The sequence below is a fragment of the Kitasatospora terrestris genome (assembly GCF_039542905.1).
Classification (GTDB): domain Bacteria; phylum Actinomycetota; class Actinomycetes; order Streptomycetales; family Streptomycetaceae; genus Kitasatospora; species Kitasatospora terrestris.
On sequence record NZ_BAABIS010000001.1, the window covers coordinates 4,714,654 to 4,739,018 of the forward strand.

The following is a 24,365-nucleotide window of genomic DNA, read 5'->3' on the forward strand; positions in this document are numbered from 1 at the left end:
ATGACGTAGGCTAAGGACATGCCCGAGATGTCCGAGGACGACCTGGCGGCGATCAGCCAGCTGAGGTCGTCCGCGATGCGCCTGGCCCGCCGGTTGAGACACCAGCGGGTCGAGGAGTCGCTGAGCCCCACCGAGATCGGGGTGCTCGGCACGCTCGCCCGGTGCGGCAAGGCCACACCCGGCGAGCTCGCCCGCAAGGAACACGTCCAGCCGCCGTCGATGACGAGGATCATCGCGATGCTGGAGGAGAAGGGGCTGGTGCGGCGCGAGCCGCACCCCGAGGACCGCCGGCAGGTGGTCGTCAGCAGCACCGAGCAGGCCGAGGAGATCCTCAACGAGAGCCGACGGCGCCGCAACGCCTGGCTGGCGGAGCTGGCGCAGGGCCTCACCGACGAGGAGTGGGCCCAGCTCAAGGAGGCGGCGCCGGTGCTGTACAAGCTCGCGCACCTGTAGGCACGGACATCGCACCGGCACGGAAGAAGGAGCACCGCATCACCGCAGGACCGACAGCGAACGAACGTGGCGCGACGGCCGGACAACGGGCCGCCGCGCGCCGAGGGGAGACCACCGTGACACCGGCCGCAACGATTGCCGCCGCCATCCGCACCGACGACTCCGCCACCGAACCCGCAGTGGACCCCTCCGCTGCCGCCGAGGACCGCGCACCCGCACCCGTGGGCCTGCCCGGCGCCGGCGACGACGACCCCGACGAACGCACCGCGGCGGTCCCCGCCGCTCCGACGGGTGGAAGGTTCACCCGCCCCGGAGGGATGTTCTCCTCCCTCCGGATCCGCAACTACCGCTACTACTTCGCCGGCCAGGTGGTCTCCAACACCGGCACCTGGATGCAGCGCATCGCCCAGGACTGGCTGGTGCTGAGCCTGACCGGCAGCCCCTTCGCGGTCGGTGTGACCACCGCGATGCAGTTCCTCCCGATGCTGCTGCTCGGCCTGTGGGGCGGCGTGCTCGCCGACCGGCTGCCCAAGCGGCGCCTGCTGGTCGCCACCCAGGGCGCGATGGGCCTGCTCGCGGCCGGGCTGGCCGTGCTGACCGTCACCGGCGTGGTCACCGCCGGCTACGTGTACGTGTTCGCGCTGCTGCTGGGCCTGGTCACGGTGGTCGACAACCCGACGCGGCAGGCGTTCGTCAGCGAGATGGTGCCGCCGAAGGACCTGTCCAACGCGGTCAGCCTGAACGCCGCCAACTTCCAGACGGCGCGGCTGATCGGACCGGCGGTCGCCGGTCTGCTGATCGCCGCGGTCGGCAGCGGCTGGGCGTTCGCCGTGAACGCGCTGTCGTTCGCGGCGGTGATCGGCGGCCTGCTGGCGATGCGGGAGGGCGAACTGCGCCCGACCGAGCCGGTGGCCCGCGCCGGGGGCCAGCTCCGCGAGGGCCTGCGCTACGTGAAGGAGCGCCCGGAACTGCTCTGGCCGATGGTGCTGGCCGGGTTCATCGGGACGTTCGGCTTCAACTTCCCGACCCTGCTCTCCGGGTTCGCGTACGACACCTTCCACGTCGGCGCCGGCGAGTACGGGCTGCTCAACACCGCGATGGCGGTGGGGTCGCTGGCCGGGGCGCTGCTCGCCGCGCGGCGCGGGGCGCCGCGACTGCGGCGGCTGGTGGCCGCGGCGCTGGCGTTCGGCGCGCTGGAGGTGCTGGCCGCCTTCGCGCCCGGGTACTGGACGTTCGCGGTGCTGCTCACGCTGATCGGCGTGTTCGGGCTGACCTTCAACACCTCGGTCAACGCGGCGCTGCAGCTGGGGACCGACCCGGCGATGCGGGGCCGGGTGATGGGCCTGCTGGTGCTGGTCTTCACCGGCGGGACGCCGATCGGCGCGCCGGTGGTCGGCTGGGTGACGGACGTGTACGGGCCCCGGTTCGGCCTGCTGGCGTGCGGCCTGGTGTCGGCGCTGGCGGCGGGTGCGGTCGGCGTGGTGCTGGCCCGCGCGGCGGGGCTGAAGCTGCGGGTCGACCTGCACGCGGGCCGGGTCTTCGCGCTGCGGTGAGCCGACGGCAGGTCGGTGGTCGCTCGGGCAGCTCCCCGCGCCCCGGTCGGGGCTCGGGGAGCGGGCTCAGAGCGGGAGTTCCAGGACCTGGCAGGGCCAGGGGCCCGCTGGTCTGTCCTCGGTGAAGGAGATCGTGCGGGTGAAGCCGAGGCGTTCGTACTGGGCGACCAGGGCGCCGTCGTCACCGGCGTAGCAGTCGACGCGCAGCAGACGGCGGCCGCGCTCCCGGGCCCGGTCGAGGGCGTCGGCGACCAGGACGGCGCCGAGACCGCGGTGCCCGCGGTCGGTGACCAGCCAGCGGACGTAGAGCTCCGGCCCGTCCGCGGGCGGGATGCCGTCGGGGGCGTCCGTGGTGAGGACGCAGGCGCCGACGGTGCGGCCGTGCTCGTCCTCGGCGATGCGCAGCAGGTGGTCGCGGGCGTACCCGCGGATCCGTTCGGCGGCCCCCGGCCGAGTGCTCCAGGGCTGCTCGCCCCACTGGCCGGTGCGGCCCCGGGCGGCGAGCCAGCGGACGGCGGCGTCGAGCAGGGCGAGGACGTCGTCGGCGCTGTCGGGGCCACCCGTGCGGATCTTCATGCGGTCAGTTCTACCCGGGCCGGTCCCCCACGGGCCAGGTCGACCCGGGCCGGTCCCCCGCGGGCCGGGCAGGATGGGGCCATGAGGCTGTTCGTGGCGGTCAACCCGCCGGTCGAGGCGTTGCAGGAGCTCTCCGACGCGGCGGCGCCGCTGCACGGGCTGTCCGGAGCGGACCGGCTGCGCTGGAGCGAGCCGGACGGCTGGCACCTGACGCTGGCGTTCCTGGGCGAGGTGCCGGCCGCGGACGTCGAGGCGATGGCCGACCGGCTGGAGCGGGTGGCGTCCGAGCACGGGGCGCACCGGTTGCGGCTGGCGGGCGCGGGCTGCTTCGGCGACCGGGTGCTGTGGGTCGGCGTGGACGGCGAGACGTGGGCGCTGCGACGGCTCGCGGAGGGGGTGCGGGAGGCGGTGGAGGAGGCCGGGGCCGAGTCGGACCGGCACGGCTTCCATCCGCACCTGACGCTCGCCCGGGCGGGCTCCTCGCACGGCACGCGTCGCGCGGTGCGCCGCCTGGCCGCGGGGGAGCTGCGGCTGATGGCGGCGGCGCTGGAGGGCTGGCAGGGCCGAGAGTGGGAGGCGGGCGCGCTGCACCTGATGCGCAGCGAGTTCGGCTACGGCCCGGCCCGGTACACCTCGCTCAGGTCCTGGCCGCTGGCCAGGTGGGAGGCGTGACGGGCCGGGCCGCGGGCCTCAGCCGAGTTCGGGGGCGGCGCGCAGTTCGACCGTGCCCGGGGCCGCGTCGCCCAGTTCCAGGACGGTGATCTCGTTGCGGCCCGCGCGGAGCAGCGGCTGCGGGCAGTACAGGGTGGTCTGCGGGCCGATCGCGTCGTACCGGCCGAGCAGGAAACCGTTGACCCACAGGTAGCCGTGCCCGCCGCCGGGGACGGCGAGGAAGGTGTCGCCGGTCGCGGTCAGGTCGAGGACGCCGCGGGCCAGGGTCTCGGACGCGGGCGCGCCGTCGGTCCACTCCGCGGCGGGCAGCGGCTCCAGCCGGCAGGCCTCGGCGCGCCAGCCGTGCAGGTACTGGCGCTCGTGCCGGACGCCGCCGGTGATGCCCTTGGTCTCGCCGACCTGCGGCCCGTAGTTGACCCGGCCGAGTGACTCGACCAGCAGCCGGACCTCGGTGCCGCCGGGGGCGGTGACCGGCGGGGCGGGGACGCCGCGCTCCAGTGCGGCGGTGCGCTTGCCGTCCAGCCAGAGGGTGGCGCGGTCGCGCAGCCCCTCGACGGCCAGCGGCTGCTCGGAGCTGAGCGCGGGGACCCGCGCGGTGTAGCGGACCAGGCCGTGCTCCAGCCCGAGCTCCTCGAAGGTGGGCGGCACCGGGGAGTCCACCGCCGGCTCGAACGGCAGCGCCGCGAACTCGGTCAGCTCGATCGAGGTGGCGTCCAGCACCGGCGCCGGCGCGGGGAGTTTGGCCGCCCGGTCGTCGAAGTAGCGCGCCTCGTCCGGGTGCTCGGCGGCGAAGTCGGCGATCACCTGCCGGAACGGCTCGAACTTGCCCGCGGGCAGGCCGCGTTCGTCGAGCGGGGCGTCGTAGTCGTACGAGGTGGTCACCGGCTGGTACGGCGAGCGCGTCCAGTCGGTGGAGTTGAACGGCTCGTCCGCGTGGTTGGCGCCGGCGGTGGTGCCGAAGTTGGTGCCGCCGTGCGCCATGTAGATGTTGAACGAGCCGCCGGCGGCCAGGATCCGGCGCAGCGTGTCGGCGGCGTCGGCGGCGTCCCGGCCGTGGTGCGGCTTGCCCCAGTGGTCGAACCAGCCGTTCCAGTACTCCATGCAGAACAGCGGGTCCTCCGGCCGGTGCCGGCGCAGCAGCGCGAACGCCTCCTCCGGGTTGGAGCCGAAGTTCACCGTGGCGAGCACCCCGGGCACCGCGCCGGCGGCCAGCATGTGGTCCTCCGGCCCGTCCGAGGTGAACAGCGGGACGGTGACGCCGCGCTCGCGCAGCCCCCGGGCCAGGTGCGCCAGGTACGCGGCGTCGCTGCCGAACGAGCCGTACTCGTTCTCCACCTGCACCATCAGCACGTTGCCGCCCGGCCGTCCGTGCTGGCGCTCCACGACCTGCGGCAGCAGCACGTCGAAGAAGGCGTCCACGGCGGCCAGGTACGCCGGATCCGAGGTGCGGGCGCGCCGGCCCGCGCGGGCGGTCAGCCAGCCGGGCAGCCCGCCGTTGTCCCACTCCGCGCAGATGTACGGGCCGGGCCGGACGATCGCCCACAGGCCCTGCCGGGCGGCCTCGTCCAGGAAGGCGCCCAGCTCCTCGATCCGCTCGAAGCGGCCCTCGGCCGGCTCGTGCAGGTTCCACGGCACGTACGTCTCGACCGTGTTCAGGCCCATCGCGCGCAGCGCCGCCAGCCGCTGCGGCCACTGCTCGGGGCGGGTGCGGAAGTAGTGCATGGCCCCGGACAGGATCCGCAAGCCCCGCCCGTCGAGTCGGAAACCGGTGGAGTCGTAGGTGAGCATGCCTCCTAGCCTGCGGGAAGGTGCAGGCCGGAGCCATGGACAAAGCCCTGCGGCGTGTTGGATTGTCGTGGGGCGCCGAACCTCGGGAAGGACGTGACGTGGAGCGTTGGTGGCATTACCTGACACCGGGCCCGCTCCAGCTGGGCACCGGGCTGGCGTGCCTCGGCGTGGGCCTGCAGCGCGGCCGGCTGCCCACCGTCGGCCCGCGCACCCTCGACCACTGGGTGGCCGTGGTGGTCAGCACCGGCCGCGGCTGGTACGCCACCCCGGACGGCGTCCGGCAGCCGGTCACCGCGCCCGCCGCGATCTGGCTGCGGCCCGGCGTGCCGCACCACTACGCGCCGGACGCGGGGGGCTGGTCCGAGGGGTTCGTGGACTTCACCGGCACCGCCACCGCCGCGTACGCCGAGCTCGGCCTGCTGCCGGAGGCCGAGGTGGTGCCGCTGACCGCCGCCGAGCCCGCCCAGCGGGTGATCGCCAAGGTCGCCGCCGCCTGCCGCCGCGGCGGCCCGCTGACCGGCGTGGAGGCCGCCGCCGGGGTGCACGAGCTGCTGGTCGAGCTGCGCCGCCACCGGGCCGACCTCGACCCGGAGGGCGCACCGGTGCTGGAGGTGCTGCGCCGGGACGCCTTCCTGCCGATCCCGGTCACCGAGCACGCCCGCCGGGCCGGGATGACCGTGGCCGAGCTGCGCCGGGCCGTGCAGGCGGTCGGCGCGGTCGGGCCCAAGGAGTACCTGCTGACCGTCCGCCTCACCGAGGCCAAGCAGCTGCTCGCCGCCAGCGAGCTGCCGGTCGCCTCGGTCGCCCGCCGGGTCGGCTACGAGGACGCCGCGTACTTCACCCGGATCTTCACCCGCCGGGTCGGCGTCGCGCCCTCGGTCTTCCGGGCCCAGCAGTACCGGGGCGACGGCCAGCTGCGCCCGGTCGGCCGGGACGAGCTCGCCGAGGAGCTCACCGAGCTGTACGGCCCGGAACGGGCCAGTGCCGAGGCCCGCCGGGCGACCGACTAACCTCGGAGCGTGGACCCGAAGACTCGCATGCGGATCGTGACCGGCGCCCTGGTGCTGCTGCTCGTCGTGGTGATCATCAGCTCGCTGGCCCGGAAATGAGCGAAGCCCCCGCCGGTGGCGGGGGCTTCTGCACGTGCCGGGGTCAGAGCTGCTCGACCACGTAGTCGATGCAGCCGGTGAGCTTCTCGACGTCCGCCGGGTCGACCGCCGGGAACATCGCGATGCGCAGCTGGTTGCGGCCGAGCTTGCGGTACGGCTCGGTGTCGACGATGCCGTTGGCACGCAGTGCCTTGGCGACCGCCGCGGCGTCGACCGAGTCGTCGAAGTCGATGGTGCCGACGACCTGCGAGCGCTCCTCCGGCTTGGCCACGAACGGCTGCGCGAAGGAGGACTTCTCGGCCCAGGAGTACAGGATCGAGGAGGACTCGGCGGTCCGCGCCACGGCCCAGTCCAGACCGCCCTGGCCGTTCAGCCACTCCAGCTGGTCGGCCAGCAGGAAGAGCGTGGCGATCGCCGGGGTGTTGTAGGTCTGGTCCTTCGACGAGTTGTCGATCGCGGTCGGCAGGTCGAAGAACGGCGGGACGTACCGGCCGGAGGCGGCGATCTCGGCGGCGCGCTCCAGGGCGGCCGGGGAGAAGGCGGCCAGCCACAGGCCGCCCTCGGAGGCGAAGGACTTCTGCGGGGCGAAGTAGTAGACGTCCGTCTCGCGGATGTCCACCGGCAGGCCGCCGGCGCCGGAGGTGGCGTCGACCAGGACCAGCGAGCCGGCGTCCGCGCCCTCGGGGCGGCGGATCGGCATGGCGACACCGGTGGAGGTCTCGTTGTGGGTGAGGGCGTAGACGTCCACGCCCGCCTCGGCGACCGGCAGCGGGTGGGTGCCCGGCTCGCTCTTGATCACGGTCGGCTCGGCCAGCCACGGGGCGGCCTTCACCGAGGACGCGAACTTCGAGGAGAACTCACCGAAGTTGAGGTGCTGGGACTTCTCGCGGACGAGGCCGAAGGCGGCGATGTCCCAGAACGCGGTGGAGCCGCCGTTGCCGAGGACGACCTCGTAGCCCTCCGGCAGCGAGAACAGCTCGGCGACGCCCTCGCGGACGCGCTTGACGATGTTCTTGACCGGGGCCTGACGGTGGGAGGTGCCCAGCAGCGAGGTTCCGGTGGCGGCGAGGGCACTCAGGGCCTCGGGGCGCACCTTGGAGGGGCCGCAGCCGAAGCGGCCGTCGTTGGGCAGATTGTCGGCGGGGATCTGAATCTGAGCCACGGACGCAGCCTACTGTTTCGAGAAGGGGCAGCGGGACGGTCGTCCGCCCGCTGAGATGTGATCTTTCGGTCGCCGGGCGGTGATCCGTGCAGGGACCACCGCCCGAACGAGTGAACCGAATCAGCGGGCGGCACCAGCCGTCCATGTCGCCCGGTCAGTGGGCGAGCTGGTCCCAGCCGTCGACGTCCTGCGGGCTGCGCGGGCCCGGGCCGATGTAGCGGGCGGCCGGGCGGACCAGGCGGCCGGTGCGCTTCTGCTCCAGGATGTGCGCCGACCAGCCGGCGGTGCGGGCGCAGGTGAACATCGAGGTGAACATGTGCGCCGGGACCTCGGCGAAGTCCAGCATGATCGCGGCCCAGAACTCCACGTTGGTGGCGAGCACGCGGTCGGGGCGGCGGTTGTGCAGCTCCTCCAGCGCGGCCTTCTCCAGCGCCTCGGCGATCTCGAAGCGCGGCGCGCCGAGCTCCTTGGCGGTGCGGCGCAGCACGCGGGCGCGCGGGTCCTCGGCGCGGTAGACGCGGTGGCCGAAGCCCATCAGGCGCTCGCCCTTGTCGAGGGCCTTCTTCACGTAGCCGGCGGCGTCGCCGGTGCGCTCGATCTCCTCGATCATGCCCAGCACGCGGGACGGCGCGCCGCCGTGCAGCGGGCCGGACATCGCGCCGACGGCGCCGGAGAGCGCCGCCGCCACGTCGGCGCCGGTGGAGGCGATGACGCGGGCGGTGAAGGTCGAGGCGTTCATGCCGTGCTCGGCGGCGGACGTCCAGTAGGCGTCGACGGCCTTGACGTGCTTCGGGTCCGGCTCGCCGCGCCAGCGGATCATGAACCGCTCGACGATGGTCTCGGCCTTGTCGATCTCGCTCTGCGGGACCATCGGCAGACCCTGGCCGCGGGCGGACTGGGCCACGTACGACAGCGCCATGACGGCGGCGCGCGCGAGGTTGTCGCGGGCCTCCTCCTCGGAGATGTCGAGCAGCGGCTTCAGGCCCCAGACCGGGGCGAGCATGGCCAGGGCGGACTGCACGTCGACCCGGATGTCACCGGAGTGGACCGGGATCGGGAACGGCTCGGCGGCGGGCAGACCGGGGGCGAACTTCCCGTCGACCAGCAGGCCCCAGACGTGCCCGAAGGAGACGTTCCCGACCAGATCCTCGATGTCCACACCGCGGTAGCGCAGTGCGCCGCCTTCACGGTCGGGTTCGGCGATCTCGCTCTCGAAGGCGACTACCCCTTCGAGCCCGGGTACGAAATCGGACATCAGACGGCTCCTTCAGTGATCCGACGCGGCGCGCGGCCGTGGTGGGGCCGGGCGCCGGTGACCGATGGTGGGTTGGCACTCGGTGTCAGAGTGTCAGGCACGGAGTGCATTGCGCCATACACCACGACGGTGATGTTTCCCCCATGGCCCGCTCAATCCTCTGTGGGATCCGACATCATCGGCGGATATTCCGGGGACTACCGGTGCGAACCGGACGATTCCCCGTACGGCGGGTGGTGAAGCGGTGGCGAGCCACCATATCCCCAGGTGTTTGCCGGGACGTAGCGGCGTCCGGAGCTTGTCGTACGGGATGATGTCGGCGTGCCTACCGCGGATCGCCACCCGACTGCCCTGTCCCAGCCCACCGAGGGCCGGCCCGGCCCGGACCTGTCCGTGATGCGCAAGCATTACCAGCACGAGGGCCTGGCGGAGGCCGACCTGGCCGTCGACCCGATCGCCCAGTTCACCCGCTGGTTCCACGACGCGGACGAGGCCGGGGTGGCCGAGCCGAACGCGATGGTGCTCTCCACCGCCGACGCGGACGGCACGCCCAGCTCCCGGACGGTCCTGCTCAAGGGCTACGACCGGCGCGGGTTCGTGTTCTACACGAACTACGGCTCCCGCAAGGGGGCCGACCTGGCCGCCAACCCGCGCGCCTCGCTGCTCTTCCCGTGGATCGACCTGGCCCGCCAGGTGGTGATCGGCGGCCGGGTGGAGAAGGTCGGCCGGGACGAGACCGCCGCGTACTTCCGGACCCGGCCGCACGGCTCGCAGCTCGGCGCCTGGGCGAGCGAGCAGTCCAGCCCGGTGGACGGCCGCGAGGTGCTGGAGCAGCGCTACGCCGACCTCGCCGCCCGCTACCCCGAGGGCGAGGGCGTCCCCGTCCCGCCGTTCTGGGGCGGCTACCGGGTCGTCCCGCGGACGGTCGAGTTCTGGCAGGGCCGGGAGAACCGCCTGCACGACCGGCTCCGCTTCGTCGCCGACGGCGAGGGCTGGCGGGTCGAGCGGCTCTGCCCGTGACGGGCCCCGCGGGAGCGGAGCTGACGTACGGTCAACTCGGGCCCCCGTCCGTCGGCCGACCGGACGAAGTATGACTCGAATGGGGTAGGCGATCGGCCGATTCCGCCCTGGGGGGCGGGCTCGGAGCGTAGGGTGCGGTGCGGTTGGTCCCGTCTTTGGATGCCGGGGCCCGTCTCGCGCCCGCGGGCGCAGAAACGAGTCATCATGGTCGCCGCACTCGCCACCAAGCCCGCCGACAGCGCGCGCGTCGAGGGGACGGAGGCGAGGCCTTCGCTCACCGCCCTGGCCGCCCTGGGTGCCGAGGAGCTCACCGCCGACCTGTTCCGCGCGCTGCCCGGCGAGACCGGCGGCCCGGTGGCCGTCGCCGCGTTCAACTCCTCGATCTGACGGGCGAGCAGGCCGACCGTCAGCAGGATCCCGCCATGCCGCGCCCGTTGGTGCCGTTCTCGCAGTACGTCCTGAAACTGCACAGCCGTTGCGACCTCGCGTGCGACCACTGCTACGTGTACGAGCACGCCGACACCAGCTGGCGCGGCAAACCCAGGGCCGCCACCGAGGCGGTCCTGGCGCGGACCGCCGAGCGGATCGCCGAGCACGCCGGGGCGCACGGGCTGACCGCCGTCCACGTGGTGCTGCACGGCGGGGAGCCGCTGCTGGCGGGCCGGGCGGCCGTCGGCCGGGCCGCCGAACTCCTCCGGGCCGCCCTCCCGGAGGGCTGCGCGCTGGACCTGCGGATCCACACCAACGGCGTCCGACTGGACGAGAGCTGGTGCGAGCTCTTCGCCTTGCACGGGATCCGGGTCGGGATCTCCCTGGACGGCGACCGGGCCGCCAACGACCGGCACCGCCGGTTCGCCGACGGCCGCTCCAGCCACGGCCGGGTGCTGGCCGCCGTGGCGCTGCTCCGCCGCCCGGAGTACCGGGACCTCTACGCGGGCCTGCTGTGCACGGTCGACGTGGAGAACGACCCCGTCGCGGTGGTGGACGCGCTGGTCGCGCTGGAGCCGCCGCGGATCGACTTCCTCCTCCCGCACGCCACCTGGGACCAGCCGCCGAAGCGCCCGGCCGGCATGGGCGAGACCCCGTACGCGGACTGGCTGCTGGCGGCCCACGGCCGGTGGACGGAGCTCGGCCGGCCGGTGCCGGTGCGGACCTTCGACTCGATCCACCGGACGCTGCGCGGCCGCTCCAGCCTCACCGAGTCGCTCGGGCTCGACCCCTCCGACCTGGTGGTGGTCGACACGGACGGCTCCTTCGAGCAGGCCGACAGCCTGAAGACCGCCTACGACGGCGCGCCCGCCACCGGGTTCGACGTCTTCGCGCACACGCTGGACGAGGTGGCCCGGCACCCGGGCATGGTCGCCCGGCAGTCGGGCCTGGCCGGGCTGGCCGAGCAGTGCCGCGCCTGCCCGGTGGTGCGCTCCTGCGGCGGCGGCCTCTACGCCCACCGGTACCGCGGCGACGGCACCGGCTTCCTCAACCCCTCGGTGTACTGCGGTGACCTGTTGAGACTCATCACCACCGTCCGCGACCGGACGGCGCCCGCGACGGCCGTGCCCGCCCAGCAGGCGCGCGAACTGACCGAAACGCAGTGGGAGGAGCTGGCCGAGGGGTACGGCGCGGAGTCGACCGTCCGGGCCCTGGCCGCGGCCCAACTCGGGCTCACCAGGAAGCTGGTGGCGGCGGTCGGGGCCGGCTCCCCGGGCTGGGAGCTGCTCGGGTCGCTGGACGAGCGGGACGGCGCGGCCCTGGACGCGGTGCTCGCCCACCCGTACGCGCGGGCCTGGGCCGTGCGCCGCCTGCGGGAGGAGCCGGGCGCCGACCCGGGCGCCCTGGCGGGGCTGGCCGCGGCGGCCGCGCTGCGGGCCGGACGCGCCTTCGAGCTGCCGCTGCCGGTCCGCGACGGCGCCGTCCACCTGCCCACGCTGGGCCGGGTGCTGGTGGCGGACGCCGAGGAGGCGGTGCTGACCGGCGACGCCGAGGGGTTCACCGTCGCCGGGGTGCGGGTCGGCCCGGACGCGCCGGGCGACGCGCGCTGGCAGCCGGTCCGGCGGGTGGCGCTGGCCGGCGGCTGGACGCCCGCGCTGGAGGACACCGACCCGCAGCGCGACAGCCACCAGTGGCCGGTGACCGGGCGGCTGGACGACGAGGAGTGGCCGGCCTGGGCGGGCGCGCTGCGCGAGGCCTGGGAGCTGATCGGCCGGGACCTGCCCGGGTACGCGCCCGGCCTGCGGGCGGGCCTGTCCACCATCACCCCGCTGCGGCCCGGACCCGAGGGCCGGGACGTCTCCGCCGCCGCCCGGCAGGCGTTCGGCGCGGTCGGCATCGCCCGGCCCGGCACCGCGCCGATCCTGGCGCTGCTGCTGGTGCACGAGTTCCAGCACGTGAAGCTGGGCGCGGTGCTGGACTTCCACGACCTGTTCGACCGGGCCGAGGCGCGGCTCTTCCACGCGCCCTGGCGGCCCGACCCGCGGCCGCTGGAGGGCCTGTTCCAGGGCACGTACGCGCACCTGGCGGTCACCGAGTTCTGGGCCACCCGGGTGCTGGCGTACGACGGGCTGGCGGGCGGTCCGGCCGAGCACGCCCGGGTGCAGCTGGCGACCTGGCGCGGGCACACCGCGCGGGCGGTGGAGGTGCTGGCCGGCTCGGGGGCGCTCACCGCGCTCGGGACGCGCTTCGCCGAAGGCATGGCGGCCGCGGTCGAGCCGTGGCTGGCGGTGCCGGTCGGCCCGGCCGCCGAGGCGGCGGCGCGGGCGGAGTCCGAGCGGAACCTGGCCGCGTTCCGGGTCCGGGCCGCCTCCGGGGTGGGCGCCGGCTGATGGAGTCCCCGCGCACCCCGGGACCGGGCCGTGCCGAGCTGGTCCGCGACCTGCGGGCGCTCGGCATCCTGCCGGGGGAGATCCTGCTGGTGCACTCCGCGCTGCGGACGGTCGGCCCGATCGACGGCGGACCGCGCACCCTCCTGGAGGCGCTGCTGGAGGTGCTCGGCCCCGAAGGCACGCTGGTGGTCTACACGGCCTGCCCGGAGAACTCCGACACCTCCCGGATGGCCAGGGCGCTGACCGACCACCTCGACCCGCAGAAGAGGTCCGACCACCAGGCCGCGATGCCCGCCTACGACCGGGCGACCACCCCGTCCACACCGCTGCTCGGCTGGTTCTCCGAGGAGGTCAGGGCCGACCCGCGCGCGGTGCGCAGCGAGCACCCGCAGACCTCCTTCACCGCGATCGGCCGGGACGCGGCGCGGCTGACCGCCGACCACCGGTTGCACAGCCACCTGGGCCCGCACTCCCCGGTGCAGCAGTTGTACGACCGGCGTGCGCGGGCGCTCCTGATCGGCCTGCCGATCTGGTGCTGCACTCCCGTGCACCTGGCCGAGTACTGGCTGCCCGATCCGCCGGTGCAGCTGTACGGCTGCGTGATGGAGGACAAGTGGGGGCGGCACTGGCGGCACTTCCAGGCGGTCGAACTGCGCGACGGCCACCTGGAATCGCTCGGTGTCTGGTTGGACCGGAAGTTGCGGGAACGCACCGAGGGACCGCTCGGCAAGGCACACTGTTTTGTGCTGCCGATCCGGGAAACGGTCGATTCTGCTTTCGACTTTCTCCGGAACGGTGTCGTTTGAGGTCAGGCGGTATTCCATTCGGGAAGGCGGCGTTCCTACACTGAACTCCCGCTACCTGCGGGGCGGATGGCGGGCGTGGTCTCGGGGGAGGCGCGAGTGAACAGCCCGACGGGCAGGGGCAAGGGCGCGGCCAGGCCGTACTTCTTCCTCAGCTACGCGCACACGCCCAGGGTCAACGCCCGGGGAGTGGACCCGAACCACTGGGTCGGCCGGCTGTTCGGCGACCTGTGCGAGGCGATCCTGCAGATCACCGACGCCCCGGCGGGCGACCCGATCGGCTTCATGGACCGCTCGATGCACCAGGGCCAGAAATGGGCCGAGCGGCTCTCCTGGGAGCTGGCCAACTGCCGGGTGTTCGTGCCGCTCTACTCGCCGCGCTACTTCAAGAGCGAGGCCTGCGGCAAGGAGTGGCACGCCTTCACCCGCCGCTCGGTCTACCAGCGGCGGCCGACCGCCGAGCGGGCGACCGGCATCGTCCCGGCGCTGTGGGTGTCGATGGACCACTACCGGCTGCCCCGGGTGGCCAGTGAACTCCAGTTCAGCCACGACAGTTTCGGCGCCGACTACGCCGCCGAGGGCCTGTACGCGCTGATGAAGATCGACGACTACCGCTCGCAGTACGCCACCGCCGTGCTGCGGCTCGCCCAGCGCATCGTGGACGTCGCCGACCAGACGGTCATCCCGATCGGACAGCAGCTGGACTTCGAGGGACAGCCCTCGGCGTTCGAGCCGCCGGAGCCCAACGACCGGGTCCGGATCTCGGTGTACTCCTACCGGGAGCCGGAGCTGCCGCCGCACCGCAGCCCGTCCTGCTACGGCCAGCAGCGCACCGACTGGCAGCCCTTCCGCCCGCCGTCCCGCCGCCCGCTGGTGGACGACGCGGCGGACGTCGCCCGCAGCATGGGGTTCCAGCCGAGCGTCCACGAGTTCGAGGACGAGGCCGAGGCGCTGATGACGGCCGAACGACCGGTCGCGCCGAGCGTGCTGCTGGTCGACCGCTGGGCCTTCCTCGACACCCAGCGCTCGGATACCGTACGGCAGTTGGACCGGCGCAACCTGTCCTGGCTGAGCGTGCTGGAACCCTGGAACCGGGACGACCAGCAGTGCCGGGACCACGAGCGGATGCTCAACGAGCTGGGCGACGGCGTCCTGCCCGCCACCCGGGCCGGCCGGCAGAAGCCCAGCCTGCGCGAGGAGGGCTCCACCGGCGTGCCCGGCAGCCTGGACGAGTTCCGCGGCGAGATGGAACGAGCGGTGATGCGGGCCAGCACCGCGTACGAGCAGCAGACCACCAGCCGGACCGTCGGGACGGGAACCCGAAGACCGCGTCTGGGGACGTGAGTTCGGGCAGCGACCATCGGACTTGGGGGAGGGACCCGTCATGACCGACCGTAACGCCAGGAGCCCGCAGACCTACGGCCGCCGCCGCGACGCGGCGTCCGAGGACCGGCAGGGCCGCATCATCACCTTCTACTCCTACAAGGGCGGCACCGGGCGCACCATGGCGCTGGCCAACACCGCCTGGATCCTGGCCGCCAACGGCCACCGGGTGCTCGCCGTCGACTGGGACCTGGAGGCACCCGGCCTCGGCCAGTTCTTCCGGCCGTTCCTCAACCCGGACGTGGTCGCCGCCACCACCGGCATCATGGACCTGTTCGCCGACTACCTGGAGGAGGCCCGCCGCCCGGTCGAGCGGGACCCGGACTGGTACGAGGACTTCACCCGGATCCACCGGCACGCCATCTCGCTGGCCTGGAACCAGTTCCCCGGCGCCGGACGGATCGACTTCGTCCCCGCCGGGCAGCAGAACCGCGACTACTCCGGCGGCTCCCGGGTCGACTGGGACGTGCTCTACGAACGCTACGACGGCCAGGACTTCATCCAGAGCCTGCGCGCCGACATGAAGCGCCGCTACGACTACGTCCTGATCGACAGCCGCACCGGCCTCACCGACACCGCCGACATCTGCACCGTCGAGATGCCCGACGACCTGGTGGTCTGCTTCACCCTCAGCGACCAGTCGATCGACGGCGCCTCGCGGATAGCGCGGGTGATCGAGGACCGCTACGGGGACCGCGAGATCCGGATCCTGCCCGTCCCGATGCGGATCGACGAGGGCGAGAAGGAGAAGGCCGACGCCGGCCGGGCGCTCGCCCGGATCAAGTTCTCCGGCCTGCCCGCCGGGCTCGGCGAACCCGAGCTCTCCCGGTACTGGACCGGCGTGGAGATCCCCTACCGCCCGTTCTACGCCTACGAGGAGATCCTCGCCCCGTTCGGCGACCAGCCCGGCCTGCCCGGCTCGATGCTCGCCGCCTGCGAGCGCCTCACCCGCGAGATCACCCAGGGCCGGGTCGCCGGACTCCCGGTGATGCCCGAGGACCTGCGGCTGCGCTACCTCGACGGCTTCGTCCGCCGCCGCCCCACCGCGCCCGCCGACCTCTACCTCAGCTACGTCCCCGAGGACCGCGCCTGGGCCGACTGGATCACCGCGCTGCTCACCGACGCCGGCTTCCGGGTCGTCCCGCGCGACGTCTCGGCCGGCGCCAACCCGCGCTCCGCCACCGAACGCGGCATCGACTCCGCCTACCGCACCATCGCCCTGCTCTCCGCCGGCTACCTGCAGTCCCCGCAGGCCCAGGCGCTGTGGGACCGCACCGTGCTCGCCGACCCGGCCGGCGCCCGCCGCCAGCTGATCCCGGTCCGGGTCAGCGACGTGCGCCTCAACGCCCCGTACAACAGCCGCAACCCGGTCGACCTGATGGGCCGCGACGAGGCGCAGGCCGCCCAGATCCTGCTGCGCGTCCTCGGCCGCACCGAGACCGAGCCGCCCGAGCGCACCCCGGGCGCGCCGCGCTTCCCCGGCACCAAGCCCACCTACTGGGAGGTGCCGCAGCGCAACCACTCCTTCACCGGCCGGATCAAGGTGCTGGACGACCTGCGGGCCCAACTGGCCGGCGGCACCACCGCCGTCCTCCCGCCGCCGCAGACCCTCTACGGGCTCGGCGGCGTCGGCAAGACCCAGGTCGCGCTCGAGTACGCGCACCGCTACATGTCGCACTACGACCTGGTCTGGTGGATCGACGCCGAGCAGACCGAGAACGTCGTCGTCGACCTCGCCGAACTCGCCTCCCGACTCGGCCTGCGGGTCGGCGACAGCGTCAACGAGGCCGCCCACGCCGCCCGCGACGCCCTCCGTCAGGGCATCCCCACGCCCAACTGGCTGCTGATCTTCGACAACGCCGACGAACCCGCCGAGATCCGCCGCTACTTCCCCGACGGGCCCGGCCACATCCTGGTCACCTCCCGCAACCAGGGCTGGTCCGGCCAGGCCGGCGTGCTCAACGTCGACGTCTTCGACCGCGCCGAGTCCGTCGACCACCTCACCCGCCGGGTCCGCAACCTCACCCGGCAGGACGCCGACCGGGTCGCCGACGCCGTCGGCGACCTCCCGCTCGCCGTCGAGGTCGCCGCCGCCTGGCTGGAGACCACCCGCACCCCCGTCGAGGCGTACGTCAACCAGCTCAAGGCCGAGGCCACCAGGGTGCTCGCGGCCGGCGAGACCCCGGTCGACTACCCCACCCCGGTCGGGCTGACCTGGAACGTCTCCATCGCCCGGCTGCGCGAGCAGTCGCCCGCCGCCGTCCGGCTGCTGGAGCTGTGCGCGTTCTTCGCCCCCGAGCCGATCTCGCTGCGGCAGTTCTTCTTCTCCGAGCAGATGCGCCTCGCCCTCGTCCCCTACGACGCCGAGCTCACCGACACCTTCCTGCTCGGCAAGGTGCTGCGCTCGGTCAGCCGCTACGCGCTCGCCAAGACCGACGCCGCCAGCGACTCCTTCCAGGTGCACCGCCTCGTCCAGGCCGTCGTGCGCAGCGGGATGACCGAACCCGAACGCAACACCGCGATGCACCAGGTGCACAGCATCCTGGTCAGCGCCCGCCCCTCCCGCGGCGACACCGACGACCCGGCCAACTGGCCCACCCTGGAGAAGATCTGGCCGCACCTGACGCCCTCCCGGGCCCAGGACTGCGACGAGAAGGAGGTCCGCGAGCTGCTCATCGACCGCGTCCGCTACCTGTGGAAGCGCGTCGACCTCGACCAGGCCCTGCAGCTCGGCCGCCAACTCGACACCACCTGGACCACCCGCTCCGACGCCGAGGCCGACCCCGAGGAGCAGCGCACCTGGCGGCGGCAGATCCTCTCGCTGCGCCTGCAGATCGCCAACGTGCTGCGCTCCCAGGGCTCCTACACCGAGGCGCTGGCCCTCAACGAGTCCACCCTGGCGGCCCAGCGGGCCCTGCTCGGCGAGCACAACCCGTACACCCTGATGACCGCCAGCTCGCTCGCCGCCGACCTGCGCTACCTCAACCGCTTCCAGGAAGCGCTCGCGATGGACCTGGACACCTACGACCAGTTCATCGAGCTGTTCGGCGAGGACGATCCGCGCACCCTCTCGGTCGCCAACAACCTGGCCATCGACCACCGGCTGGTCGGCAACAGCGTCGCCGCCCGCGACCTCGACCAGGACACCGCCGAGCGCCGTGCGGCCGTCCTCGGCCCGCTGCACCCGTACACCCTCTCCTCCAAGTCCTGCCTCGCCCGGGACCTGCGCGAGATGGGCGACTACAAGGGCTCGGTCGAACTGCTCCGGGAGGTGCTGGAGGCCTTCGCCGGGCTGGTCCAGGCCGACCTGCCCGAGGACCTGCGCAACTCCAAGTCGCTCGCCGTCTCGCTGCGCCGGGCCGGCGAGTACGCCGAGGCCCGCGAGCTCACCGAGCGCACCTACCAGCGGTACATGGACCGGTACGGCCCCGACCACGCCGACTCGCTCGCCTGCCGGCTCAACCTGGCCGCCGACCTCAGCGCCGCCGGCGACAAGGAGACCGCCCGCGACATCGCCGCCGACGCGTACGAGGGCCACCGCCGGCTGCTCGGCGAGGACCACCCCTTCACCTACGCCTGCGAGAACAACCTCGGCATCTACCTGCGGGGCAGCGCGGACGTCGCGGGCGCCATCCACCACGGCGAGCAGGCGGTCGCCGGGCTCTCCCGGGTGCTCGGGCCCGACCACCCGTTCACGCTCAACGCCACCATCAACCTCGCCAACGCCTACGGCGACAACCAGCAGCTCGCCGACGCCGAGCGGATCGGCCGCGTCGCCCTGGACGGCCTGGCCGCCCGGTACGGCGCCGGGCACCCCGACGCACTGGTCTGCCAGGCCAACCTGGCGATCACCGTCCGGGCCGCCGGACGGCGGGCGGAGGCGGAGGCGCTGCGGATGAGAGCCCTCGCCGGGCTGGTCGAGCTGTTCGGCGAGGACCACCCCAGCGTGATGTCCAGCCGCGGCTGGCAGCGGATCAACCGCGACCTGGAGCCCCAGCCCCTGTAGGGCGCCCCCGGCGTGGCTTACGGTGGGCGGATGCGTTCACCAGTCTTCGTCGCTCGGCGACTCGCTCCCGGTGTGGTCGATCGGCTCGGCGGCCTCGCCGACGTGCACGACAGCGAGGCGCCGCTGCCGCGCGCCGAACTGCTGGCGGCCGTCCGCGGCCGGGTCGCGGTGGTCACCACGCTGGACGAGCGGGTGGACGAGGAGTTCCTGGACGCGGCCGGGCCGGGCCTGAGGATCGTCGCCAACCACGCGGTGGGCACCCACAACATCGACCGGGCGGCGTGCGCCGCCCGCGGGGTGCTGGTCTCCAACACCCCCGGGGTGCTGACCGGCGCCACCGCCGACATGGCGTGGGCGCTGCTGCTGGCGGCGGCCCGCCGGCTGGGCGAGGGCGAGCGGCTGCTGCGCTCGGGCGCGCCCTGGGCGTGGGCGCCGACCTTCATGCTGGGCGTGGAGCTGGCCGGCACGCCGCTGGGCGTGCTCGGCATGGGCCGGATCGGCCGGGCGGTGGCCCGCCGGGCGGCCGGTTTCGACATGCCGGTGAGCTACCACAACCGGACCCGCCTGCCGGCGGAGGACGAGCAGGGCGCCGGGTGGCTCCCGCTCGACGAGCTCCTGGCCGCCTCCCGCGTTCTGGTGGTCACCTGCCCGCTGACCGACACCACCCGGCACCTGCTGGACGCCGAGCGGATCGCCCGGCTCCCGCGCGGAGCGATCGTGGTGTCGATGACGGCCGGGGTGGTGGACGAGGCGGCGCTGGCCGCCGCGCTGGACAGCGGTCACCTGTTCGCCGCCGCGGTGGACAACTTCGAGCACGAACCCGCCGTCGGGCCCGCCCTGCTGGCCCAGGAGCGCGCCGTCCTCGCCCCGCACCTCGGCAGCGCCACCGTGGCCGCCCGGCGCGCCATGGGCGACCTCGCGGTGGACAACGTGCTCGCCGTCCTCGACGGAGGCCCGCCGCCCACCCGGGTGGAGTGACGGCCGGTCAGCCGTCGGCCGCCCAGCCGATCGCCCGGGCCATCTCCCGGAACGCGCCGAAGTGCGCCGCCCCCGGCTCCAGGTAGAGCTCGGCGCCGGGGATGCGGTCGGCCAGCCACCGGGAGTGCGCGACCGGCGAGAACTGGTCGTCCGCGCCGTGCCACAACCGGACCGGCCGGCGGATCGACTCCACCTCGAAGCCCCAGTCGGCGAGGAAGGCCAGCACGTCGTCGATCCAGCCGGCCGCGCCGTAGCGGAACGCCTGCCGGTAGGTGGAGACCAGCATCCGGCGCAGGCCCGCGTCGGAGACCACCGAGCGGTCGGTGGGCGGGAGCTCCGGCACCAGGTCGCGGATCAGCCGCGCCGGGTCGCGGCGGATCACGTTCGACCGGACCTGGAACGCCCCGGCGATCTGCGGCTGGCCCAGCTCGGCCTGCCGGTAGGCGTGCACGTTGGACGGCGTCATGCCCTCGTACCAGTCCAGGCCCTCCGCGTGCCGGGGCGCGAGGCTCACCAGCACCGCCAGCCGGGTCACCCGCTCCGGCAGCAGCGCCGCGCACGCCAGCGCGTGCGGCCCGCCGCCGGAGCGGCCGAGCACCGCGAACCGGCCCAGCCCCAGCGCGTCCGCGATCACCTCCACGTCCTCGGCCGCCGCCGCCACCGTCCGGCCCGCCAGCCGCGCGGAGTCGCCGTACCCCGGCCGGTCGAAGGAGACCAGCCGGACCCGCATCCGGGACAGCACGCTGCTGCGCGGCGCCGGCCCGCCGCGGCTGCCCGGCGTCCCGTGCAGCAGGAACACCGGACGGCCGCCCGGATCCCCGGCGGTCTCCACCGCCAGGACCCGCCCGCCGGGCGCCTCCACCAGCCGCGTCGTCACCACGCGAACCCCCCGTCGGTCATCAGGTGATGTCCAGGCTGCGCACCTCGCGGCGGGCCTGCCAGGTGGTGTGCTCCCGCGAGATGGCGTCCTCCGCGTCCCGGGCCAGCCGCGCCCAGCTCTCCTCGGCGTCCGCCGACTCCAGGTCCAGCGTGGCCAGCTGGACCTCCACCTTGGCCAGCTCCGCGGCCGCCAGGGCGTACGCGGCGGCCTGCGGCCGGTACTGGCGCAGCTGCGCCCAGGCCGCCACCGAGGCGGCCACCGCGGAGACCGCGCCCAGCGCGTCGAAGGTGAACCAGCCGACCGCCCGCGCCACCGCGAGCCCCAGGCCCACCAGCGGCAGCACGATCGCCAGCCGCCCGGCCCGGCGGGAGGCGTTGCGGCAGTACTGCGCCTTGCCCTGGTACCAGTCCCGCTGGGTGCGGACCCGCTCCCGGACGTACACCTCGCGGCGCACCGAGAGCGGCTGGCCGCGCAGCTGCTCCATCCGCTCGGTGATCTGCGGGTGGCGGGTCGGGGCGCGCCAGCCGTTCAGCTCGACGGCCATCCCGGACATCCCCGGGATCACCTGCTCGGTGTCGAACTCGCCCAGGATGCCGTTGAGCTGGATGTCGTACAGCCGCTCGGCGTCCGGCAGCCGGCGGGGCGGCGGCAGGTAGGAGTCGGCGCGCACCGCGTACTTCCACACCAGGGTCTTCACCGACTCGGCGACCGCCCGGCCGTCGTACCACAGCCGCTGCGGGTTCTGCCGGGCCATCAGGGCGGCCGTCGTCAACGCGCCCAGGTACGCGGCGGCGGCCGCCCAGGCCCAGCCGGCGCCGTCCGCCGAGCCGGTCGCGGCGGCCGCGACCAGCAGCAGCAGCTCCCAGCGGGAGAGCGTGACGGCGCGGCCCTGGCCCTGGACGGAGGCGCCGTCCGCCGCCCAGAACAGCCGGGGCAGCAGGTCCTGCTCCCGGACGAACCCGATCGACCCAGCCACCCCGACCCCCCGTCGCCACCGCACCGGTCGGACAAGTACTACCCGCGTGACGGAGGAATTACCAGGCGTAGAAGATGCGGTCGGCGTTGTCGGCCATCGCCTTGGCGTTCCACGCGGTGCCGCCGTCGACGTTGCCGCTGCGGAACAGCGGCGGGGTGACGCCCCGGTCGGCGAGCCGGCCGATCGCCGAGGCCACCACGGCCTGCATCAGCGCGCTGGTGACGATGGTGGAGACCGAGCCGAAGGGGGCGCCGGCCGCCGGGTGGTCGAGCTCCCCGTCACCGACCGCGATCTTGCTGTCCAGCACCAGGTCGCAGTTGTCCTTCAGGTACGTCCCGGACGGGTGCTGGGAGGACACCTCCTCGGGGTACGCGAGCGAGGTGACGCCGATGACCGTCATGCCCCGCTCGCGGGCGTGCCGGGCCAGCTCGACCGGCATCACCTGGCGGCCGGAGAGCGAGATCAGGAAGAGCAGGTCGCCCGGGCCGGCCGGGGTGAGGTCCAGGGTGGCGGTGGCGAGCCCGGAGACCCGTTCCAGGGCGCTGCCGAGCGGCGCCGGCATCACGTTGACGCCGGTCATCCCCGGGACGTTCAGCAGGTTGATCACCACCAGGCCGCCGGCCCGGTAGACCACGTCCTGTGCGGGCAGCGAGGAGTGCCCGGCGCCGAAGGTGAAGATCCGGCGACCGTTCTGCACCGCCTCGGCGAGCAGCTCGGCGGCGGCGTCGATCCCGGCCGCCTCCTCGCTGCGGACCCGCTCCAGGTGCGCGATGGCGGCGTCGAGGTACTGCCCGACCAGGTCGGTCATCAGGGGCTCCGTCCAGTCCGTCCAGAGTGTGGGCGGCCGGGTGGTCCAGACCGCGCAATGGAGAAAGATACGGCTCGCACCGTGATGCGCGGGACGGCTCGCTGTCAACCGCTACGAAAAGGTCCGGGCATAGGGGCCGGGCGGACTCGGTTGTCAGTGCGGTACGTCAGAATTGGCGGTGAGGACACCGAAGAATGGGAGCGCAGGGGCCGATGTCTGGGCTGATCGACACGACTGAGATGTACCTCCGCACCATTCTGGAGCTGGAGGAAGAGGGCATCACTCCGATGCGCGCCCGGATCGCCGAGCGACTGGAGCAGAGCGGCCCCACGGTGAGCCAGACCGTCGGCCGGATGGAGCGCGACGGCCTCCTCCAGGTCGCCGAGGACCGGCACCTGGAGCTGACCGGCGAGGGCCGCAAGCTGGCCGTCCGGGTCATGCGCAAGCACCGGATCGCCGAGTGCCTGCTGGTCGACGTGATCGGCCTGGAGTGGGAGCAGGTCCACGAGGAGGCCTGCCGCTGGGAGCACGTGATGAGCGAGACGGTGGAGCGCAAGGTGCTCGCCATGCTCGGCCACCCGACCCAGTCCCCGTACGGCAACCCGATCCCGGGGCTGGACGAGCTCGGCGACGCCAAGGCCGAGGGCGAGGGCTTCGACGCCGGCCTGGTCACGCTGGACGCGGTGGCCGCGGCCGGGGCGGCCGACGTGGTGGTCCGCCGGATCGGCGAGCCGATCCAGACCGACGGCGAGCTGATGCGCACGCTGCGCCGGGCCGGGGTCCGCCCCGGGGCGACCGTGCAGGTGTCCGCGGGCGTCGGCGGGGTGCTGGTCGGCACCGGTGAGAGCGCCGCCGAGCTGCACAAGGACATCGCCGTGCACGTCTTCGTCGCCCAGCCGTAGCGCCCGCACGACGCGCAGGCAGACCCGAGGCCCGGTGCGTCCCCACGCACCGGGCCTCGGGTGCTCCCACCCTTTCCCCCCGCCCCCGGCCGCCCCACCTCCCACCCCGAGCTCGGAAGGTGGTGCGACCCGTTCCCCCTCTGTTTCCTCCCCTGCTGCCTCGTCGTTCGGCTTCCCCGTCCGAACGCCCCGCCGGCAGCCCCCCGGCCCCGGTGCCCCCGCGCCCCCTCGTGCCCCCTGCCCGGTCTCTGCTCCTCGGCGGCCCTCCTCGCTCCCGTCCGCTCCCTGCGCTGTCGAGGAGGATGATCCCCTCGGCACATCCGGCCAATCCTTGAGCGCTGTCACTCGTCCGAGGGGCTTGCCGGGTTGACCTGCGGGTACACCGGTCCTTTCCCGCCCGGACGACCGACGGGCCCCGTCTCCGGTGGGAGACAAGGCCCGTCGGCGCCGCACGGGGTGTCGCGCGGTCCGCGCCCCTCACCTGTTAGGCGTAGGGCACCGTTCTCGAAGGAGTGGTCAACGCACTCCCACGGGCTGGCTCGGCGCGGGCCGGGCGGCCGGGACCTCCCGGCCGCAGGCGTACGCCAGCGGGCTGATCAGCTCCGCGGCGTCCGGCAGCCAGCGGTTGATCGCGGACGGCGGCCGGGCCCACTGGGCGAAGCTGTAGCCGCCGATCCGGGACGGCGGGGCGACGATCCAGTCGCCCTCGCCGCGCGCCACCAGGTCGAGCCGCCCGGGCGCCCAGCCGAGCTTGCGGAGCATCTCCGGCAGCTTGGTCAGCACCCCCGGCAGCACCAGGAAGTGCAGCCGCCGCCCGACCTGCCCGGCCGCCATCGGCGCCGCGACCACCGGACCGAGTTGCAGGCCCATCCGCTCCATCCGGGCCAGCGCCAGGCAGCCGGCCACCTCCGGGACGTCCAGCACGTCGAAGGAGCGGCCGGTCGGCAGCAGGATCGAGGCCTGCGGGTGCTCCGTCCACCACTTGCGGACCACCCCGGGCCCCGCGCTCGCCCGGCGGCGCCAGTCGGCGCCGCCGGCCGGGTGCGCGCCGGGCAGCTCGCAGCGCGGCTCGCCGCAGGAGCAGCGCGCCGGGCCGTCGCCGTCGATCAACCAGGTGCCGGGGGCAACCTCCCAGTGGCGGTCCTCGGCGTAACTGACGGCTTCGATGAGGAGCGGGGGCAGGCCCTGCTCGGGGGGTCCTGGGGTGTCTTCCACACGGGGT

At 74.0% G+C, this 24,365-nt stretch carries 20 protein-coding genes; 12 read left to right on the plus strand and 8 right to left on the minus strand.

The features are described from left to right. Nucleotides 1-18: 18 nt before the first annotated feature. Together ABEB06_RS21845 and ABEB06_RS21850 are read left to right on the plus strand one after the other, a co-directional pair. Complete coding sequence (locus ABEB06_RS21845) at nucleotides 19-453, plus strand: MarR family winged helix-turn-helix transcriptional regulator (RefSeq protein ID WP_345698563.1); 435 nt, start codon at nucleotides 19-21, stop codon at nucleotides 451-453. Nucleotides 454-632: 179 nt separating this feature from the next. Further along, on the plus strand, nucleotides 633-2,006 hold the full coding sequence (locus tag ABEB06_RS21850; protein ID WP_425559793.1) for an MFS transporter: 1,374 nt from the start codon (nucleotides 633-635) through the stop codon (nucleotides 2,004-2,006). Nucleotides 2,007-2,072: 66 nt separating this feature from the next. Here ABEB06_RS21850 and ABEB06_RS21855 read toward each other — a convergent pair whose 3' ends face one another. Further along, nucleotides 2,073-2,582, minus strand: a complete 510-nt coding sequence (locus ABEB06_RS21855) for a GNAT family N-acetyltransferase (RefSeq protein WP_345698565.1) — start codon at nucleotides 2,580-2,582, stop codon at nucleotides 2,073-2,075. A gap of 81 nt (nucleotides 2,583-2,663) precedes the next feature. Here ABEB06_RS21855 and thpR point away from each other — a divergent pair, with 81 nt between their 5' ends. Next, nucleotides 2,664-3,254, plus strand: coding sequence for an RNA 2',3'-cyclic phosphodiesterase (gene thpR / locus ABEB06_RS21860; RefSeq protein ID WP_345698566.1), 591 nt, complete (start codon nucleotides 2,664-2,666; stop codon nucleotides 3,252-3,254). A gap of 18 nt (nucleotides 3,255-3,272) precedes the next feature. On the opposite strand, the gene ABEB06_RS21865 is transcribed toward thpR, so the two are convergent. Continuing rightward, nucleotides 3,273-5,042 carry a glycoside hydrolase family 35 protein gene (locus ABEB06_RS21865; RefSeq protein WP_345698567.1) on the minus strand — a complete coding sequence of 590 codons (1,770 nt, stop codon included), beginning with the start codon at nucleotides 5,040-5,042 and terminating at the stop codon, nucleotides 3,273-3,275. Nucleotides 5,043-5,140: 98 nt separating this feature from the next. Here ABEB06_RS21865 and ABEB06_RS21870 point away from each other — a divergent pair, with 98 nt between their 5' ends. Continuing rightward, nucleotides 5,141-6,052 (plus strand): AraC family transcriptional regulator, encoded by a 912-nt coding sequence (locus tag ABEB06_RS21870; protein WP_345698568.1) that lies wholly within the window; start codon nucleotides 5,141-5,143, stop codon nucleotides 6,050-6,052. Nucleotides 6,053-6,194: 142 nt separating this feature from the next. Here the strand turns inward: ABEB06_RS21870 and serC are convergent, their stop codons facing one another. Further along, nucleotides 6,195-7,313 carry a phosphoserine transaminase gene (gene serC, locus ABEB06_RS21875; protein WP_345698569.1) on the minus strand — a complete coding sequence of 373 codons (1,119 nt, stop codon included), beginning with the start codon at nucleotides 7,311-7,313 and terminating at the stop codon, nucleotides 6,195-6,197. Nucleotides 7,314-7,467: 154 nt separating this feature from the next. Further along, on the minus strand, nucleotides 7,468-8,568 hold the full coding sequence (locus ABEB06_RS21880; protein ID WP_345698570.1) for a citrate synthase 2: 1,101 nt from the start codon (nucleotides 8,566-8,568) through the stop codon (nucleotides 7,468-7,470). 396 nt (nucleotides 8,569-8,964) lie between these two features. Here ABEB06_RS21880 and pdxH point away from each other — a divergent pair, with 396 nt between their 5' ends. The 7 genes from pdxH to ABEB06_RS21915 all read left to right on the plus strand — a co-directional run bounded on the left by pdxH (nucleotide 8,965) and on the right by ABEB06_RS21915 (nucleotide 19,577). Further along, nucleotides 8,965-9,588, plus strand: coding sequence for a pyridoxamine 5'-phosphate oxidase (gene pdxH, locus ABEB06_RS21885; RefSeq protein WP_345701937.1), 624 nt, complete (start codon nucleotides 8,965-8,967; stop codon nucleotides 9,586-9,588). Nucleotides 9,589-9,792: 204 nt separating this feature from the next. Further along, the gene (gene fxsA / locus ABEB06_RS21890) at nucleotides 9,793-9,975 is read left to right on the plus strand and encodes an FxSxx-COOH cyclophane-containing RiPP peptide (protein ID WP_345698571.1); all 183 of its coding nucleotides are present in this window, start codon (nucleotides 9,793-9,795) and stop codon (nucleotides 9,973-9,975) included. A 35-nt stretch (nucleotides 9,976-10,010) separates the two neighbouring features. Further along, on the plus strand, nucleotides 10,011-12,407 hold the full coding sequence (locus ABEB06_RS21895; protein ID WP_345698572.1) for an FxsB family cyclophane-forming radical SAM/SPASM peptide maturase: 2,397 nt from the start codon (nucleotides 10,011-10,013) through the stop codon (nucleotides 12,405-12,407). Further along, nucleotides 12,407-13,213: an AAC(3) family N-acetyltransferase gene (locus ABEB06_RS21900; protein WP_345698573.1), complete on the plus strand. Its 807-nt coding sequence runs from the start codon at nucleotides 12,407-12,409 to the stop codon at nucleotides 13,211-13,213. Before ABEB06_RS21895 ends, ABEB06_RS21900 begins: the two co-directional genes overlap by 1 nt. 96 nt (nucleotides 13,214-13,309) lie before the next feature. Continuing rightward, the gene (locus ABEB06_RS21905; RefSeq protein ID WP_345698574.1) at nucleotides 13,310-14,554 is read left to right on the plus strand and encodes a TIR-like protein FxsC; all 1,245 of its coding nucleotides are present in this window, start codon (nucleotides 13,310-13,312) and stop codon (nucleotides 14,552-14,554) included. 40 nt (nucleotides 14,555-14,594) lie between these two features. Next, nucleotides 14,595-18,599, plus strand: coding sequence for an FxSxx-COOH system tetratricopeptide repeat protein (gene fxsT / locus ABEB06_RS21910; protein ID WP_345698575.1), 4,005 nt, complete (start codon nucleotides 14,595-14,597; stop codon nucleotides 18,597-18,599). Nucleotides 18,600-18,629: 30 nt separating this feature from the next. After that, nucleotides 18,630-19,577 (plus strand): 2-hydroxyacid dehydrogenase, encoded by a 948-nt coding sequence (locus ABEB06_RS21915; RefSeq protein WP_345698576.1) that lies wholly within the window; start codon nucleotides 18,630-18,632, stop codon nucleotides 19,575-19,577. Nucleotides 19,578-19,584: 7 nt separating this feature from the next. Here ABEB06_RS21915 and ABEB06_RS21920 read toward each other — a convergent pair whose 3' ends face one another. Genes ABEB06_RS21920 through ABEB06_RS21930 form a run of 3 tightly spaced genes read right to left on the minus strand, consistent with a single transcriptional unit; the run spans nucleotide 19,585 to nucleotide 22,241 of the window. Beyond that, nucleotides 19,585-20,454, minus strand: a complete 870-nt coding sequence (locus tag ABEB06_RS21920; RefSeq protein WP_345698577.1) for an alpha/beta fold hydrolase — start codon at nucleotides 20,452-20,454, stop codon at nucleotides 19,585-19,587. Between the two features lie 22 nt (nucleotides 20,455-20,476). Further along, the gene (locus tag ABEB06_RS21925) at nucleotides 20,477-21,433 is read right to left on the minus strand and encodes a DUF4231 domain-containing protein (protein WP_345698578.1); all 957 of its coding nucleotides are present in this window, start codon (nucleotides 21,431-21,433) and stop codon (nucleotides 20,477-20,479) included. A 58-nt stretch (nucleotides 21,434-21,491) separates the two neighbouring features. Then, nucleotides 21,492-22,241, minus strand: coding sequence for a sugar isomerase domain-containing protein (locus ABEB06_RS21930; protein ID WP_345698579.1), 750 nt, complete (start codon nucleotides 22,239-22,241; stop codon nucleotides 21,492-21,494). Nucleotides 22,242-22,453: 212 nt separating this feature from the next. On the opposite strand from ABEB06_RS21930, the gene ABEB06_RS21935 reads away from it, so the two are divergent. Beyond that, complete coding sequence (locus ABEB06_RS21935) at nucleotides 22,454-23,143, plus strand: iron-dependent transcriptional repressor DtxR (RefSeq protein ID WP_345698580.1); 690 nt, start codon at nucleotides 22,454-22,456, stop codon at nucleotides 23,141-23,143. A 516-nt stretch (nucleotides 23,144-23,659) separates the two neighbouring features. Here the strand turns inward: ABEB06_RS21935 and ABEB06_RS21940 are convergent. Next, on the minus strand, nucleotides 23,660-24,358 hold the full coding sequence (locus tag ABEB06_RS21940; RefSeq protein ID WP_345698581.1) for a bifunctional DNA primase/polymerase: 699 nt from the start codon (nucleotides 24,356-24,358) through the stop codon (nucleotides 23,660-23,662). Nucleotides 24,359-24,365: the final 7 nt, after the last annotated feature.

Excerpts from the sequence above, each read along its gene's own strand:
- ABEB06_RS21865 (WP_345698567.1), bottom strand. The coding sequence starts at position 5,042 with ATGCTCACCTACGACTCCACCGGTTTCCGACTCGACGGGCGGGGCTTG.
- ABEB06_RS21895 (WP_345698572.1), top strand. The coding sequence starts at position 10,011 with ATGCCGCGCCCGTTGGTGCCGTTCTCGCAGTACGTCCTGAAACTGCAC.
- ABEB06_RS21880 (WP_345698570.1), bottom strand. The coding sequence starts at position 8,568 with ATGTCCGATTTCGTACCCGGGCTCGAAGGGGTAGTCGCCTTCGAGAGC.
- pdxH (WP_345701937.1), top strand. The coding sequence starts at position 8,965 with ATGCGCAAGCATTACCAGCACGAGGGCCTGGCGGAGGCCGACCTGGCC.
- fxsT (WP_345698575.1), top strand. The coding sequence starts at position 14,595 with ATGACCGACCGTAACGCCAGGAGCCCGCAGACCTACGGCCGCCGCCGC.
- ABEB06_RS21855 (WP_345698565.1), bottom strand. The coding sequence starts at position 2,582 with ATGAAGATCCGCACGGGTGGCCCCGACAGCGCCGACGACGTCCTCGCC.
- fxsA (WP_345698571.1), top strand. The coding sequence starts at position 9,793 with ATGGTCGCCGCACTCGCCACCAAGCCCGCCGACAGCGCGCGCGTCGAG.
- ABEB06_RS21930 (WP_345698579.1), bottom strand. The coding sequence starts at position 22,241 with ATGACCGACCTGGTCGGGCAGTACCTCGACGCCGCCATCGCGCACCTG.
- ABEB06_RS21900 (WP_345698573.1), top strand. The coding sequence starts at position 12,407 with ATGGAGTCCCCGCGCACCCCGGGACCGGGCCGTGCCGAGCTGGTCCGC.
- ABEB06_RS21915 (WP_345698576.1), top strand. The coding sequence starts at position 18,630 with ATGCGTTCACCAGTCTTCGTCGCTCGGCGACTCGCTCCCGGTGTGGTC.
- ABEB06_RS21935 (WP_345698580.1), top strand. The coding sequence starts at position 22,454 with ATGTCTGGGCTGATCGACACGACTGAGATGTACCTCCGCACCATTCTG.
- thpR (WP_345698566.1), top strand. The coding sequence starts at position 2,664 with ATGAGGCTGTTCGTGGCGGTCAACCCGCCGGTCGAGGCGTTGCAGGAG.
- ABEB06_RS21845 (WP_345698563.1), top strand. The coding sequence starts at position 19 with ATGCCCGAGATGTCCGAGGACGACCTGGCGGCGATCAGCCAGCTGAGG.